This window comes from Halalkalibacter okhensis (genome assembly GCF_000787375.1).
In the GTDB taxonomy this organism is placed as follows: domain Bacteria; phylum Bacillota; class Bacilli; order Bacillales; family Bacillaceae_D; genus Halalkalibacter; species Halalkalibacter okhensis.
The window spans coordinates 59,161-73,976 of sequence record NZ_JRJU01000013.1 but is presented as its reverse complement, the minus strand read 5'-3'; the positions used below and the strand labels follow the sequence as shown (position 1 = coordinate 73,976).

General features: G+C 36.1%; 16 protein-coding genes. 11 read left to right on the top strand and 5 right to left on the bottom strand.

Annotated elements, in window-relative coordinates:
• Window positions 1-31: 31 nt before the first annotated feature.
• Complete coding sequence (locus LQ50_RS11210) at window positions 32-1,306, bottom strand: glycoside hydrolase domain-containing protein (protein WP_237563695.1); 1,275 nt, start codon at window positions 1,304-1,306, stop codon at window positions 32-34.
• Between the two features lie 234 nt (window positions 1,307-1,540).
• Between LQ50_RS11210 and LQ50_RS11205 the strand changes: the two genes are divergently transcribed.
• On the top strand, window positions 1,541-2,260 hold the full coding sequence (locus LQ50_RS11205) for an AraC family transcriptional regulator (RefSeq protein ID WP_034629156.1): 720 nt from the start codon (window positions 1,541-1,543) through the stop codon (window positions 2,258-2,260).
• A 95-nt stretch (window positions 2,261-2,355) separates the two neighbouring features.
• On the top strand, window positions 2,356-3,234 hold the full coding sequence (locus LQ50_RS11200; protein WP_034629267.1) for an EamA family transporter: 879 nt from the start codon (window positions 2,356-2,358) through the stop codon (window positions 3,232-3,234).
• 284 nt (window positions 3,235-3,518) lie between these two features.
• Here the strand turns inward: LQ50_RS11200 and LQ50_RS11195 are convergent, their stop codons facing one another.
• Window positions 3,519-3,782 carry a DUF6154 family protein gene (locus LQ50_RS11195; protein ID WP_034629155.1) on the bottom strand — a complete coding sequence of 88 codons (264 nt, stop codon included), beginning with the start codon at window positions 3,780-3,782 and terminating at the stop codon, window positions 3,519-3,521.
• Window positions 3,783-3,925: 143 nt separating this feature from the next.
• On the opposite strand from LQ50_RS11195, the gene LQ50_RS11190 reads away from it, so the two are divergent.
• From LQ50_RS11190 to LQ50_RS11180, 3 genes are all read left to right on the top strand, one after another.
• On the top strand, window positions 3,926-4,651 hold the full coding sequence (locus tag LQ50_RS11190) for an ATP-dependent DNA ligase (RefSeq protein WP_070808135.1): 726 nt from the start codon (window positions 3,926-3,928) through the stop codon (window positions 4,649-4,651).
• Window positions 4,652-4,788: 137 nt separating this feature from the next.
• Window positions 4,789-5,019, top strand: a complete 231-nt coding sequence (locus LQ50_RS11185; RefSeq protein ID WP_034629152.1) for a DUF1450 domain-containing protein — start codon at window positions 4,789-4,791, stop codon at window positions 5,017-5,019.
• 170 nt (window positions 5,020-5,189) lie between these two features.
• Complete coding sequence (locus LQ50_RS11180) at window positions 5,190-5,795, top strand: pyridoxamine 5'-phosphate oxidase family protein (protein WP_034629149.1); 606 nt, start codon at window positions 5,190-5,192, stop codon at window positions 5,793-5,795.
• Window positions 5,796-5,877: 82 nt separating this feature from the next.
• On the opposite strand, the gene LQ50_RS11175 is transcribed toward LQ50_RS11180, so the two are convergent.
• A complete protein-coding gene (locus LQ50_RS11175; protein ID WP_034629147.1) occupies window positions 5,878-6,324 on the bottom strand; it encodes an Rrf2 family transcriptional regulator in 447 nt (148 codons plus the stop codon).
• A 420-nt stretch (window positions 6,325-6,744) separates the two neighbouring features.
• Here LQ50_RS11175 and LQ50_RS11170 point away from each other — a divergent pair, with 420 nt between their 5' ends.
• The 4 genes from LQ50_RS11170 (at window position 6,745) to LQ50_RS11155 (ending at window position 11,053) form a co-directional block, all read left to right on the top strand.
• Window positions 6,745-8,058 (top strand): hypothetical protein, encoded by a 1,314-nt coding sequence (locus LQ50_RS11170; RefSeq protein ID WP_034629145.1) that lies wholly within the window; start codon window positions 6,745-6,747, stop codon window positions 8,056-8,058.
• 70 nt (window positions 8,059-8,128) lie between these two features.
• Window positions 8,129-8,824 carry a response regulator transcription factor gene (locus LQ50_RS11165; RefSeq protein WP_034629143.1) on the top strand — a complete coding sequence of 232 codons (696 nt, stop codon included), beginning with the start codon at window positions 8,129-8,131 and terminating at the stop codon, window positions 8,822-8,824.
• Window positions 8,821-10,200 (top strand): sensor histidine kinase, encoded by a 1,380-nt coding sequence (locus tag LQ50_RS11160; protein ID WP_034629142.1) that lies wholly within the window; start codon window positions 8,821-8,823, stop codon window positions 10,198-10,200. Before LQ50_RS11165 ends, LQ50_RS11160 begins: the two co-directional genes overlap by 4 nt.
• A gap of 205 nt (window positions 10,201-10,405) precedes the next feature.
• Window positions 10,406-11,053: a DUF4875 domain-containing protein gene (locus LQ50_RS11155; protein ID WP_034629141.1), complete on the top strand. Its 648-nt coding sequence runs from the start codon at window positions 10,406-10,408 to the stop codon at window positions 11,051-11,053.
• A gap of 75 nt (window positions 11,054-11,128) precedes the next feature.
• Here LQ50_RS11155 and LQ50_RS11150 read toward each other — a convergent pair whose 3' ends face one another.
• Entirely contained in the window at window positions 11,129-12,481 is a 1,353-nt protein-coding gene (locus LQ50_RS11150) for a cytochrome P450 (protein ID WP_034629140.1), read from the bottom strand.
• 214 nt (window positions 12,482-12,695) lie between these two features.
• Between LQ50_RS11150 and LQ50_RS11145 the strand changes: the two genes are divergently transcribed.
• Window positions 12,696-13,115, top strand: coding sequence for a hypothetical protein (locus LQ50_RS11145; protein ID WP_034629139.1), 420 nt, complete (start codon window positions 12,696-12,698; stop codon window positions 13,113-13,115).
• An 18-nt stretch (window positions 13,116-13,133) separates the two neighbouring features.
• Window positions 13,134-14,168 (top strand): alpha/beta fold hydrolase, encoded by a 1,035-nt coding sequence (locus LQ50_RS11140; protein ID WP_237563694.1) that lies wholly within the window; start codon window positions 13,134-13,136, stop codon window positions 14,166-14,168.
• Window positions 14,169-14,178: 10 nt separating this feature from the next.
• On the opposite strand, the gene LQ50_RS11135 is transcribed toward LQ50_RS11140, so the two are convergent.
• Entirely contained in the window at window positions 14,179-14,715 is a 537-nt protein-coding gene (locus tag LQ50_RS11135) for a DUF2179 domain-containing protein (RefSeq protein WP_034629262.1), read from the bottom strand.
• Window positions 14,716-14,816: the final 101 nt, after the last annotated feature.

The following is a 14,816-nucleotide window of genomic DNA, read 5'->3' as shown; positions in this document are numbered from 1 at the left end:
AATCCTAGGATCATCACTTATAGTCACCACATTACCAAAGTACGTCAAGAACATTTCCATCAAAAATGTTTGTATCAATGTTACATGCTTCAGCATCAAGGCCATACTGCCATCCACCGATTACCGCCCCGTCTGGGTAACTTGGATTGTATGCTGGAGCGTTCTCTTCGTTTGTGATGCCTTCATTTGGAGCGGCCGTCCATACATACATCTCCTCTAAAATGCTCGGGTCCGCATCTGCAGCTGCTTCAAAGGCTGTATATAGCTCCTCACTTGGGTCAAATATTCCATAAATACCAGAACTGTATTCAGAATCTGAAACAATATCATGCCAACCTTGAATAAACGCTGAATCAATCGGATAAATTGGTTCCACATTGGCAAATAATGCGACCCCTTCAGGAATCCCGAAGTCTCGTGCCATTTCAAGCGCTGCATTAGCATGGTCTTGCCCGTGTTCATACCCTGTACCGTCGTTAAAGTGGTTATAAATAACAAGGATTTGGATATTTTCAGAGTGAAGCAAATCAACCTCTTCAGCAGTCAAACCATAAGAAGCACCTTCGTTCGTACCTAAATAACGGCCCCAAATCTCCGGATCACCAAAGTTATTTCGAACACACGCAAGCATATTCTCCGTTGTAATACTTGCTGAGTCAACTCCCCATACGGTTTCGGGGGTATCTTCCCCATTGCCGTTTTCACCGTTTGCGCCATTGTCCGTATCTTCATCATTTCCATTTTCGTTGTTGCCATTCTCCTCACCGTTTTTAGATCCTTCTCCATTCTCACTTCCAGCTGTGATGGAGTTATTTATCTGGTTGGTTACGTTCACATCAACGGTGACATTAATATCATTCCCAATGCTATTTGCAACGTCATTGCTGTCGCTAAAAATGGCATTGTCAACGGTATTCGTAACATCCGCATTTTCAGAATCGACCTGATTTTCAATTGTGTTAGAAATAGAGGACTCCTTAGCATTGATCTCATTTGTAACCTGATTTTCTACATTGGAGTTAGAGGAATCCACGTGATTTTCTACCGTATTTTCAACGTCTCCATTATTTGAATTGATGGAGTTATCGATTTTATTTGTAACGTTGTTTTCGCTTTCTTCGCTGTTCCTGTTCCTTTCATTTGATGATTGATCCTCATTTGCGTAAGATTCTTCTTCTTGTTGGTCAAATGTAGAAGCGGTAACTGGTTCAGAAGTGTTTGATTGACTAAAAAAGGTAAGGGAGAAAAGAAATAAAAGAGAAACGACCCCAAGAACGATAACTGAAACGTTTAATCTATTTTTCACTTTTTCACCACCTTTGTTTATTCGAAAGTATCATACGTAAAAGAAGAGGCTTCGGTGAATGAAATAGGCTTTAAAGGCATGGAGAAAATAGGTGTAATTGAAGAGAAGAAAGCTGGAATAAAAAGGAGTAGGGAATAATCTAAAGCTTTAGATTAAAAGAAAAGCAGAGTATAATGGAAGCAATTATGATTAGGCCGGCACTCGTAAATACATAATGTGGAGTAGGGGGAATCAATGGTGCAGCTTGAACGAGTGATTTGTGAAAAAAGAACGTACTCGAAGCAATTTAATACACATGATCATACGTATGGACAATTGTTATTTCCTCTTCAAGGAGGAATGCAAATAAAAGTTCATGAACACGTATTTCAGTTGGAAGATGAATTCTGCTTTTATCTCCCACCACGGTGCTTGCATACATTTCGTGCAGTTAACACGAACGAGTTCTTAATTGTTGATTTACCCAATCATTTATTAATAGATAAAGAAAACCCGCCTTTTGGACAATATATGCAGTTAAATGACCAGTGGAAAGCGATTCGTTCCTTGCTGCTAGATGAGCTACAAAATGTCACGACTTCTTCCACTTCGTTAACTTATTTAGGTCGATATATCAGTGAAAAGTTGAATAAAAAAACAGAGAAGTCCATCCAATATATACATGATCACTTCGCGAAAAGATTAACGATTGAAGAATTATCAAAGCTAGAACATTACCATCCTTCCTATTATACAAATTGGTTTAAAAAATTAACGGGGATAAGTCCAAAAGCCTATATTCAACAGGTGCGGTTAGAGGAAGCAAAGAGATTGTTAGTAGAGACCACGCTACAAATCACAGACATAAGCAAAGAGGTTGGTTTTGACTATGCATCTTCCTTCACCCGGTCATTTAATCGCAATATAGGGATTTCTCCACAAATGTACCGGAAAACCTTTAAAAATGATAAATAAGACAAAAGAAAAGGCAATGCAATCTGTTTCAAAAGAAGTACAATAAAAAAAAGTACTTCTTAGGGGGGAACAGATTGAACAATGTATCCATATTAATGGTTTTATTAGCAGCTATGCTATGGGGGACAACGGGTACAGCACAAACATTTGCACCTGAAAATGCAAATCCTGTCGTCATTGGAGCTGTTCGACTTGCCGTGGGAGGGCTTGCACTTTTGCTATTTGTCCTCGTTCAAGGCAAACTAACTTTGAAAAATTGGCCAATAAGAGTCACACTTGTAGCTGCACTGAGTATGGCGGCTTATCAACCTCTTTTTTTCCAGGCAGTGTCCACAACAGGAGTCGCAATAGGGACAGTGGTAGCCATTGGAAGCGCCCCGATTTTAGCAGGGATTTTAGAGTGGCTGTTCAGAAAGAGGTTACCTACAAAGAAATGGTGGGTGGCAACGGTGATAGCGATTACGGGCAGTTTACTCCTTTTTTCAAATACGAATCAGGGAGATGTGAACATAAGTCCTTTTGGAATCATCTTGGCACTTGGGGCAGGGCTATCTTTTGCAACGTATACTCTTGTTAGTAAGCAGTTACTACAAAGACACTCATCTGAAGTGGTTGTTGCTGTAGTGTTTACTTTAAGTGCGTGTCTGTTAACACCGATTTTATTTATTTACGATTTGACATGGTTGATGCAAGGAAACGGAATTGGTATCGCTCTCCACCTTGGATTGATTGCCACAGCAATCGCTTATCTTCTTTTTGTCCGCGGACTCACTGGCATTACAGCTTCTTCTGCGGTCACTCTTTCGCTAGCTGAGCCATTAACCGCTGCCATGCTTGGAGTATTTCTAGTTGGAGAATATTTACCGTTTTTGTCCTGGCTTGGTGTTGGATTGTTATTTGTTGGTCTAGGGGTTCTAACCTATACACCGAAAAAAGCAAGAATAAAAGCAGGTATGAAGCAAGTTTCTCAGTGAATGAAGAGTGGAAAATGCGTCCATTAAAAGAGGCCACATCAAAGGTGCGACTTTCACCTTTGATGTGGCCTTTAAGCAATGAGCGGATCCGTTGCTTTGTCTTAAGCTTGCTATGAGTGGGTTTCTCGTAGCAGGCGCGCAACGTGTGGAGCCATTGCTGCTTCCTCGAATCTTCTAAAAGGACTTTTTCAGTGGCCTCAAGACTTTCACCTTATTCAGTGGTCTTGCTGAAAATCTTCATTTTAGTGCCGCCTATTATAAGGCGCATTTAACTATACTCCATCTCAATGATAAAATTTCACCTCATCTTGGTCATCAGCATTCCCCGTTTGACCAATCCCTTCTTCGGCAACTTTGATTCGGAATTTTTCATATAGATACAATGCTAGCATTTCAAAACGTTCTTGATCAGGCATAGTATCAACCAAATGCTTAATGTCCCTATCATTGAAATCATGCAATATTCCATTGATTATAATTAGCGCATCTTCTTCATCTCCAGTTAAATGATTTTTATATAATTCAAATAACTCATCAACGAATTTCATTCATTTCACTCCTGCTATTTTGAAAGATAATATTAGGTTAACTTGAACTTTCAGCAATTATTCTTATATTTTTACTCACTTCCAATTGCTCACTAATGAAAAGATCAAATAGTCGGTGTAAGATAAAATGGGAGGTGGTGCAGATGTTTATTTCTCCAATGTTGTTACAAGAGGCGGCTTCTCCGCCGGCAGATTATGCAAATGTCATAACGGAATTAAAATTAGATGGGGTTAGGTTAATTTATAGTAATATAACGGGAACACCGAAATTATTTACTAGACATAGTCTCGATGTTACGTCCTTTTTTCCAGAAATTTCATTCATTTCTTTGCCAAAAGGGATTGTCTTAGATGGAGAGCTCATTTCAGTTAACAAAGAAAACAAGCCAGATTTTCCTCGTTTAATGGAACGATTCAAGTCGGTAAATACAGCGATTCCCATTCAATTTGTGGCTTTTGATCTGTTATTCTATAAAGGCAGACAAATAACTCAGCTGCCACTTATTAAACGAAAAACACTTTTAAACACAGTTATTCCTACAGATACAATAACAATGGTGACATCTCAATGGGTAGAGGGGAACTCCGAGACGTATTTTGATGTTGTAAAAGAATACGACCTTGAAGGGATTGTTGTTAAAAAGCCACAATCGAAATATCATTTTGGAAAACGTTCAAATGACTGGTTAAAAATCATAAACTATAAATACAGGATGGGAAAACGCTCTGAGTTGGTTGGGAAAGAGACAGGGCATTTGTTATACAACAAGGCAGGATATAAACTTCAACTTATGGAGTATAAAGCACAAAAAAACAGAAAAAAACTATATGAAAAATATCGACAATATATGAAAAACCATATTAGTTAGAGACTCCGGAGAAAAGGAGTCATTTTTTGTTTTTAATTATCAGATTGTTACGACTATACATCTTTATATCCGCATGGTATGATATATATATAATTGAAAATGATTATAATTATCAATTGTTGATAGGAGAAAGTGCGATGCGGAAAGTTTATTTCTGTAAAGAGAATGAATTCAAAACAAAAAAAACGTACAAGGCTCTAAAAGGACAGTATCCTGATGTAACAATTAAGAGAAAAGGATGCCTTGGAAAGTGTAAAACGTGTAAGAGCTGTCCCTTTTCATTAGTTGATGGAAAAGTATTTGCTTGCGATACAGGTGACGAACTATACAAAAAATTAAATAAACGGCTCTATAAAAAGTCAGTTTAAAAAATGATATAAAGAAGCTGGAAACCTTGATAAGGTTTTGCAGTTTCTTTTTGATGGATTTAAAATACATGTTATATAATCTGACAATATCGAGTCATTTGTGTGAATGTTCAGGTAAAATAACACAAGAACGTTTCACCTATTTCAGTAGTGAAAAGGGGTTGAACAAGTTGTTTAAAGGATCGGGAGAAGAGTTTTTGCAAGAGAAATACAAAACAGAAAAGCGAGCAAAGGCCTTTTATAAGAATCAAATGTTATCTTATTTAAACGAAACGATGCAAGAATTTATTGAAGCACAAGAGATGATGTTTGTTTCAACTTCTGACAGCAACGGAAAATGTGATTCGTCCTTTCGGGCTGGAGACACGGGTTTTGTCAGAGTAATTAATGAAAATATGGTCATGTACCCAGAATATCGAGGCAACGGTGTCATGGCTAGCATGGGAAATATGATGGAAAACCCTCATATTGGTTTAATGTTTATTGATTTCTTCCATAGTCGTAACGGATTACATGTAAATGGGAAGGCTTTTATATATGAGAATAAAGAATTAGATACGCTTCAATTAACAAAGAAAATGAGAGATGATATCCGATTAAAAGAGGGGGGAAAAGCAGAGAGATGGATTGTGATAGAAGTAGAAGAGGCATTTATCCATTGTTCTAAGCACGTCCCTAAATTACAAAAAGCAACTAAGTTACATAGTGGCAATAACAAGGGAGGGGATTTTTTCAAAGTTAAAGAGAGCAAAAAAGAGGTTGAATTTAATCGTTAACCGGATGAAACGGCTGAAATAAAGCTTGACTATTCTCCAATAGTTCAGCTTTATTTCAGCCTTTTTTATTGTATATGGTACATTAAGCATTCTGTTCATGAAAAGTAAATATTTCTAGTAAATCATTTTTGTTCGTAATGATATCTGCTAGGGTATATTGATCAAGAACACTTAGATAAGCTTGGAGAGCCTCATTTAATGCAAACTTTAATTTGCAAGCAGAACTAATGATACATGTGTTGTTTTTTCGATCGAAACATTCAACAATATGAAGATTCTCTGTTTTTCGAACAACTGCCCCAATATTAATATCTTTTGGATCTAATGCCAATTTAATGCCCCCATTCTTCCCCCGAATGGTTTTAATCAGTCCTAGTTGCCCTAATTCATAAACGACTTTACTCATATGATTATTGGAAATATTGTAAATCGTTGCTATATCTTTAATTTTTGCTAACTCTATTGTGTCTCTTGTACTTAAATACAAAAGAGTACGTAATGCATAATCTGTATAACTAGTTAAATGCAAGGGAATCACTCCTGTTGACTAAAGTATGTTTACAATTGGTATATTACAAAATCTAAAGAGCATATTCACACGGAACAAATTCAGCTAATATAAACCAAAGCTACAATTATACATTTATCCTACAGGAAACGGTGCAGATTGTCTTTAATTATGCCTAAATTAGTGAGGGGAAAACGAAAAAAATGTGTGAGATTTAATGACATTAATATAGTATTGCTATGTTCTGAAATCAAGTAGTTAAGGTAAGGAAGATTGCATAAGGACTTTAAATTAAAGTTAAGGTAAAGTTTTAATGAACTTTAAAATGCTATAAAAATCTTTTGGACGTTTCACGAATAGTTAAATCTTCATTCTTTCTACATAAATAACAGGTATCATAAAAGCGTGAGAAATTTAGTAGTAAGAAAGGGGTTTGGCAAATTGAAAAATGGAAGAACTATAATCCTTGCCAATTTATTAGGGCTAATTATTATTTTAACAGGGTGTACAAATGATGAAATAAGCGATCACCGCAATCATCAAGAAGTAGAAGAAGCCCATCATAAGAATGCGCAAGAATCAGATAACGCTCATCATGAACATGGAAATGACGACAGGGAAAGTACTACCAGTTCACGCGAACAAGTAGAGAATGAAGCTAAAGGAGCGCCTCATCCATTTAATGAACAGTCATTAAATGGACTAGTGATAGAAAATACCAAAAATGTAACAAGAATAAGTGAAGCAGATCCTATAAGGACATCAATCCATGTAGCGCAAACTGTTTGGCCAGCAACTCATGAACAAAATCAACCGGGAACAGTGATCTTAGCCCCAGTTAATAATTGGCAACAGTCATTAGCTGCTTTAACATTAGTTCACCATCCGAATGATGGACCACTACTATATGTTGATGAGGAAATAACGGATGAAGTGGTAATGGAAATAAATCGTCTCCAACCAAAAGGAAATGATCAGGGAACTCAAGTATTAATTATTGGTCAATATGATGAAAAAGAGTTAAATAAACTGGATCAATTTAAAGTAGAACAAATTGTTGGTGAAAATCCAGCAGACTTTGCTGAAAAAATAGAAGAAGTCTTTTTTGAAACAATCGGACATGTACATCAAGCTGTCATTATCGGTTCATCTGAAGAGAAGGCTAAAGAGTATACTATACCAGTAGGGAACTGGATAGCCCATATGAATGAATCTCTATTATATGTAGAGAAAGAAACGATACCACAAGAAACCATAAAAGCGTTAGAAAAGCGTGAAGGCGAGGCCGTAATTTACATTGTCGGTCCAGAGGAAATGATATCTGAAAAAGTAGCAAGTCAACTGGGGGAATACGGAACAGTTCAACGCATATCTGGACATACCTCCATTGACCAATCTATTGCTTTTTCTACATTTAAAGATGATAATAACTTTGGCTGGGGTATTACGAGTCCTGGGCATGGGTTAGTATTTGTATCGACTGAAATTCCAGAGCTTGCTATCGCGGCAGCACCATTTGCTCATCTAGGAAAACATGCACCAATGGTTTGGCTAGAGGCAGGGGAATTAACAGAGTCATTGTATAAGTATTTAGCTAAGCTAAAACCAGCTTTTGAAACGGATCCAACAGAAGGTCCGTATAATCACGGGTATTTAATCGGATCATTGGATCTTATTCCATTTCAAACACAAGGAGTTCTTGATGAAAAATTAGAGATTGTCTCTTTGGATGGAAGTGATCATGCACATCATTAATAAATGTGAATGGGAAGGAACGATTATGTAAAATCGCCTTCCTCTTCATTTTTTTAAAGAGAGGTAAAAAATGAAAAATCTTTTAATTGTAGATGATGAAATTCAGATGCAAAAGCTCATTGCTGTCTGTTTAAATGCTGAAAACTATCAGATTGAAGTGGCATCTTCTGGTGAAGAGGCTATTAACTTAATAAATCAAAGGAACTATGATTTGTTGCTTTTAGATGTGATGATGCCTATTATGAATGGCTACGATGTCTTACGAAGATTAGAACAGGAGGATTCAGCAATACCTGTCATTCTTTTAACGGCGTTAGGGGAAACAGATGATGTGGTTAAGGGATTAAATTTAGGTGCAGATGATTATATTACAAAGCCCTTTGAACCATCTGAGCTAAAAGCACGGGTTCAATCAGTGTTAAGAAGATTTGAAAAAGCAAACCCAAAGGAAAGAGTAACCGAGTTGTATGGAATTACATTACATGAACATGAAAAAGTTTTCACAATAGGTAATCAAACGGTTGGGCTTACTAGGAAAGAATATCAAATTTTTTTACGTCTATTTTCACACCCTGGTCAAGTATTTACAAGAGATCAGCTTTTAGAATTGGAATGGGATGGTCAGTTAGACAGGTATGATCGAAATATTGATACCCATATTAAAAATATTAGGGAAAAATTGAAAAATGCCGGCTTAGAAAAGCGTATCGTTGAAACGGTTTGGGGAGTCGGATATAAGCTATCCCAACCAGGGTATGTTCAATGAAGCTTACGACCAAATTAATGATCCTTGTATTTGTTTCGTCCTTCATCGGGATTGTTTCAATGAGTGCAGCTTTTTATCACGTGTCAAAGACCTTTTATAAAAACCAGCTCCAACAAGATATTGAATATCGACTACAAGCCCATAAGGAAGTGATTGAAGAAGATTTTACCAATCATACACTTCACCATGTCGTCTTAATGGAAAGAAGAGGAAGAGAAAGTTCATTTATTGTATTCGACGGTAATTTTGGTGTGATTGACCATTCGTATCCAATAGATTCCGAAAAAATGATTTTTTATCGTGATTGGGTTAGTCAACTTGGACGAGAAAGTAAAACAGAATATGTTGAAACCGTCGCTCATCATATTCCACATGTTTGGGCAGCTGTTCCTTTAGAGCAACACAACGTTGTTGTAGGATATTTGTTTATTGACCAAGATACGGGAGAGTTTGAGCAAGCCAAAGCCCAGTTATTATTCATCTCAATAAGTATGACGGTCTTTTCACTATTCTTATCAGGTATGATCATCCTATATTTATCGAAACGGTGGACAACTCCTTTAGTGAAAATCCGTAATACAACAAAAAAAATTGCAAAAGGTAATTTTGATGTTCAGTTGAATGCGAAAGGTAATGATGAAATAGCCGATTTAATGAAAGATATTTCATTAATGGCCAAGCAATTAATGAAATATCGGGATACAAGGCAGCAATTTCTCTCAAATGTTTCTCATGATCTTCGTACGCCTTTAACCTATATTAAGGCTTATGCATCGATCCTGAAGGATAAAAGTGATCTAGGGGATGATATTAGCGACCATTCGAGAGTGATTTATCAAGAAGCCGTTCGGATGGATCGCTTAGTTAATGATATCTTTCAGTTGGTGAAACTAGATGAAGGACAATTTACCATTGAGAAGGAGGACTGCAATTTAGTTGAAATAGGATATAAAGTGATTCAAAAAGTGAAGGTTGAGGCAACTAAAAAAAATATAAGTGTTGATTTTTCTTCTACATCAGATGAAATCAAAGCCTTCATAGATCCAGGCCGTATGGAACAAGTTATTTTAAATTTATTAGAAAATGCAATCCGACATACAGCGGAAAAAGGACAAATTAAGTTGCAAATGAATCATGAAAAAACGAAAATTTCAATTACCGTACAAGATAATGGAGAAGGTATTCCTGCTAAAGATCTAGATTATGTATGGGAACGATTTTATCGAGTAGATCAATCTCGTTCAACGAAACATGGCGGCAGTGGGTTAGGATTAGCCATTACGAAACAATTGATTGAACTGCATGGTGGAGAAATTCAAGTCAAAAGTACATACGGAGTGGGCACAACCTTTACGATCCTTTTACCAAATACCTAAAGAGATATAATGATTGTTTTTTTCGTACATGAGAAAAGGCAGACGAAAATAAAACTCAAAGGTTTTTAATTAGATTTATCGTTACAATCTAATTATTTATATAAATTTATGATAAAAAAAAGTATTCCGACGCAGAATTAAAAGAGAGAAGAATTCACATTTTTATACATGGTGAACTCTTGTAAAAAATCAAGGGGGTTAAAAAGTGAATAGGAAAAAGAAGATGATGTATCGGAGCTTTCTTTTAATAAGTCTATTGCTTGTATGGACATGTGCAGAAGCAACAGCAACAACAACAACAGAGAAAGAGATGGCAGAAGAAAATCAACAAGGTGTTCCTAGTTATACAATTGTTGAAGAAGAAGACTTGAGCAATGGAAATACTATAAGATTTGCCTATTGGGTTGTTCCAAGTAACATTTATATTGGGAAGGAAGCAATTGAAGCTATCGTTATGGATGTGGTAGAGGAAGCGAAAGAAGGGAAGGAATTTAATGCCGTTGTTGTTTGGGTTATTGATGATGAACGGCAAGTAGGCAAAGGCTATACATTGGCCAAATTCGAATATGCCCCAAAAGGAGATTGGACTAAGGCAGCTGACGTTGTAGCAGGCGATTACTCAACGCACGAATTCGTATTTGACTTCGGTTCAGCAACAGGAAAAAAGTTACCGAAAGATTATGAACAAGGTGAATATCCTACTGCAGAAGAGCTAGATGTCTACTTCTATTGGACAACTCTTGTCTATAATGAAGGAATGGATGATGAAGAAGCGGTGATACGAACTGCAGAAAAATTTGGTATCACACAAGAAGAAGCGGATGAAATTATTATGAAAGTAAATTATAGATAATAAGTTAATTCGTCCAAGGGAATATAAAGGAACTTGTATCATACGATAGGTGAAGATTTCTTTTAAAAGAAATCTTCACCTTTTTTCTTCTACAATCATCCGTAAGCCATGTTTCGGCCGTAATGTGATGAGTGGCTGAGGTTTGATAACATGATGGTCTGGTGCTAGCTTCCATCTAAACCGTTGCGCAATACAAGCTAGGACTAAAACGGCTTCCATAATAGCAAAATGATTACCAATACAGACCCTTGGCCCACCACCAAAAGGAAAGTAAGCATACGTGGGTATCGACCTGATGAAATTATTTTCAAAGCGCTCAGGTATAAATGCATTTGGTTGCTCAAAATAGTCTTCTTTACGGTGGATAGCATACTGACTCATAAGAATCATGTCGCCCTTTTTTAAGGAATAGCCCCCTATATCTACATCCTGATCTACTTCCCTACCAATTACATATGCTGGAGGATACAAGCGAAGAGATTCCCAGATCACATTTTGTGTATATTGCAAATCTCTGTAATGTTTTGGTTCTATAGGACTATTGCCAATCACTCGTTCTACTTCTTCATGTAATCTTTGTTCAACTTCTGAATTTTGAGAAAGGAGATACAGTGTCCAAGAAAGAGCATTTGCTGTTGTCTCATGCCCAGCTAAAAAGATGGTCATTAATTCGTCTTTTAATTGTTCATCGGACATTCCTAAGCCATCTTTTTCATCTTTTGCATTTAATAGAACACCAAGAAGATCATGATACACATCCTGATCTTGCTTTCTTTTATCAATAATTGAATAGATAACTTTATTTAGAGATTCAATCGAGTGTTTATACTCTCGATTTCTTTGGGTAGGGACCCATAATGGGAATGGAGCAAGAGACCGCATTCGTTTAACGGCTAACTTCATATATGTCTCAATTGGTTTACCGATTTTTTTGACACCTTCATCAAAATCCATACTAAACATCGTTTTGCTAATAATTCCAAGCGTGATATTCATCATCTCATCGGTCATAAGATATTGATGACCATCTTGCCATTTTTCAAGATATTTTTGCGTTGTTTCAATCATATCTGTAGCATAATTCGTTATATGAGAGTGTTGAAAAGAGGGCTGAATAAGCCTTCTTTGCCGTAAATGAACATCCTTTTCACTGGTCAATAGTCCTTCTCCTACTACATCTCTTAGAACACGTAAGTCGTGTGACTTAATAAAGCTTTTTTGTTTTGTAACTAGTATTTCTTTAATTAAATGAGGATTTGATACGACATATACCTTTGTGAATGGACCGAAACGAATTTGAGTTATATCTTTATAATCTTGAGAATGCGATGATAAGAAACCGAGTGGATCCTTTTGAAAATCTTTTAAATGACCAGTCAGCCAATTTCCATTCGGGCTCTTAGGTACGTATTTCTTGTTATTAGTCACTAGTTTATTCCTCCTTGCCATATCGAAGTAATGAGCCAAGTTTAGTCTATGTCTCTAGCTTTTTTTGGCTTGTATCATAGCGGAACATTACATATGATATGTGTTCAATTTGATAGAAATAGGCACATATTATAGACAAATCTATAGACAATGGTAGAACTCAATGAATATAGAAATAGTAGTCGTGTACTTATAAAGGAGAGGGGAAATAAAAATGGCTAAGAAAAAGAAGAACAAAAGAAAAGCTGAGATGGTTGATATTCTGAATCTTGTTAAACAAACGGGAATTAAATCAGAAGAAAAGTTGAATGGCTGGTTGAAAGAGTTATTATCTGAAGAAGCAATGATGGAACTTGTCAAGCTGGGCACAAAAAATCATAAGAGAATAATGAGAGATATAAGAGAATACATGAATATTATTACCCATTATTTAAATGTTCCAACAAAAGACGATGTAGCGAATGTAGCAAAATTAGCAAGGCAAATTGAAGAAAAAATAGATTTATTAGAAGAGAAAATGTCTATTTATCCTGTTCAGAAGAAAAAAACTGAATACAAAAAGAAGCATACTAAAGAACAACTAAGACAAACTCTTATTAATAACATCCTTAATGCAACGAGTACAAAAAAATAAAGCAAAGGGGTGGGAAGAGTGAAGGAACGAAGAAGAAGGCAAATCAAGAGATGGAGAGGGATCCAAAACGTATTATTCGAACCTGAACCCCAATATGGTCAAACAAATAAAGAATTAATTTGGAAGAAAAACAAATCTACACTTTGGTACTACCCTTCTTCTAATAAAAAATATCGGATACCTCTTTTTTTAATATATTCATTAATGAATGAATCCTATATTCTAGACTTAGCACCAGGTTTGAGCATGATTGAGGCATTTACAAAAGAAGGATATGACGTATATTTGCTTGATTTTGGAAAGCCAGGTTATGAGGATAACGACATAACACTTGATGACTACATTTTGACCTATATTGAAAAAGGAGTTCAAAGAGCATTATTACATGCAAAATCGAATGAAATTAGTATAGTAGGTTACTGTTTAGGGGGAACATTAGCAACCATTTACACTGCACTGGCAAAGGAACCTATAAGGAATCTTATTCTTTTTGCACCGCCTATTAATTTTAGCGATTCCCCTTGGATGCCACAATGGTTCGATCAGTTAAAAAATAACAAAATCAATGTGGATGACCTTTTAGGTGAGTACGGAGTTATTCCTGCAAAAATTGTTGGATGGGGGATGAGATTAGCCACGTCACCATTTACGTATAGCTCCTATTTATCACTTGTTCAACGTGCTGATCATCCAGATTCTGTAAGGAAGTGGCGGTTATTTAATCGTTGGGTGAATGGGCATATACCGTTTTCAGGCGCTACATTAAAAAAGCTTATAAATGATATTATAAGAGATAATAAATTGATTAATAACGAGCTAATCATTAATCAGCAACCCGTTCTATTGTCAAATATCAATGCGAATTTACTTCTTATCTCAACTAGTGGTGACCAACTTGTACCGGAAAATCTCAGCTTACCTTTAATTAAAAAAGTATCCAGTCCGGATAAATTGTACAAACGGGTAAAGGGTGGGCATGTTACACTTGCGATGACTGGAGAAATACCTGAATTTTTACAAGAATGGTTGTCAAAAAGGTCAGAAGAAATCTAACCAAGTACAGTTACAGAGTTCTATGTTTAGTCGGTTTTGTTTTCATTCCTTTAAGTAAATAACCTCCTTTAAACTTTCGAGGTTCATAAGAAATAATAAAGGCATGAGGTTCATATTCCTCAATCATATGAATAAGTTTGTTTTCCATGCTTCTTTTGGTTAAAATCTGTAATTGATATCGAGAACTATCCTTTCCCATACCTTCAAAAACAGTGACTCCAAAGCCTTCGTTACGAAGTGTGGATATTAAAGCTGTGTTTCTTGTTAGCAAATTCACTGTGAGAGTGGTATAGCCTAAAGCCAATTTATTCTCAATATACCCTCCGATATAAATGCCGGCACCAAAACCAATTGCATATGTTAGCATCTCAGCCATGCTTTGTTCTCCACTAAGTACAATAGAAAGACCAAAGATATGTACTAATGCTTCTAAGAATCCAAAAGCAGAAGCGAGAATAGTCATGTTCTTCACGACAAAAATAATTCTTAGTGAAAGTACGGGAACCAAGATAATTTGGAGTAATAAAATTAGAAAAATGTTATACATGCTTATCAACCTACTTTCAAATAAGCCTTTCATTATCATTCCCTTGAAAGATAATCAATATGTATTGTAACCAAAATCTTCCACTCATTTGTTCATATTGG

What these genes read in the sequence shown, in the direction of transcription:
- LQ50_RS11205 (WP_034629156.1), top strand. Translation starts at nt 1,541, where the DNA reads ATGGTGCAGCTTGAACGAGTGATTTGTGAAAAAAGAACGTACTCGAAG.
- LQ50_RS11200 (WP_034629267.1), top strand. Translation starts at nt 2,356, where the DNA reads ATGGTTTTATTAGCAGCTATGCTATGGGGGACAACGGGTACAGCACAA.
- LQ50_RS11195 (WP_034629155.1), bottom strand. Translation starts at nt 3,782, where the DNA reads ATGAAATTCGTTGATGAGTTATTTGAATTATATAAAAATCATTTAACT.
- LQ50_RS11190 (WP_070808135.1), top strand. Translation starts at nt 3,926, where the DNA reads ATGTTTATTTCTCCAATGTTGTTACAAGAGGCGGCTTCTCCGCCGGCA.
- LQ50_RS11185 (WP_034629152.1), top strand. Translation starts at nt 4,789, where the DNA reads ATGCGGAAAGTTTATTTCTGTAAAGAGAATGAATTCAAAACAAAAAAA.
- LQ50_RS11165 (WP_034629143.1), top strand. Translation starts at nt 8,129, where the DNA reads ATGAAAAATCTTTTAATTGTAGATGATGAAATTCAGATGCAAAAGCTC.
- LQ50_RS11160 (WP_034629142.1), top strand. Translation starts at nt 8,821, where the DNA reads ATGAAGCTTACGACCAAATTAATGATCCTTGTATTTGTTTCGTCCTTC.
- LQ50_RS11145 (WP_034629139.1), top strand. Translation starts at nt 12,696, where the DNA reads ATGGCTAAGAAAAAGAAGAACAAAAGAAAAGCTGAGATGGTTGATATT.
- LQ50_RS11135 (WP_034629262.1), bottom strand. Translation starts at nt 14,715, where the DNA reads ATGTATAACATTTTTCTAATTTTATTACTCCAAATTATCTTGGTTCCC.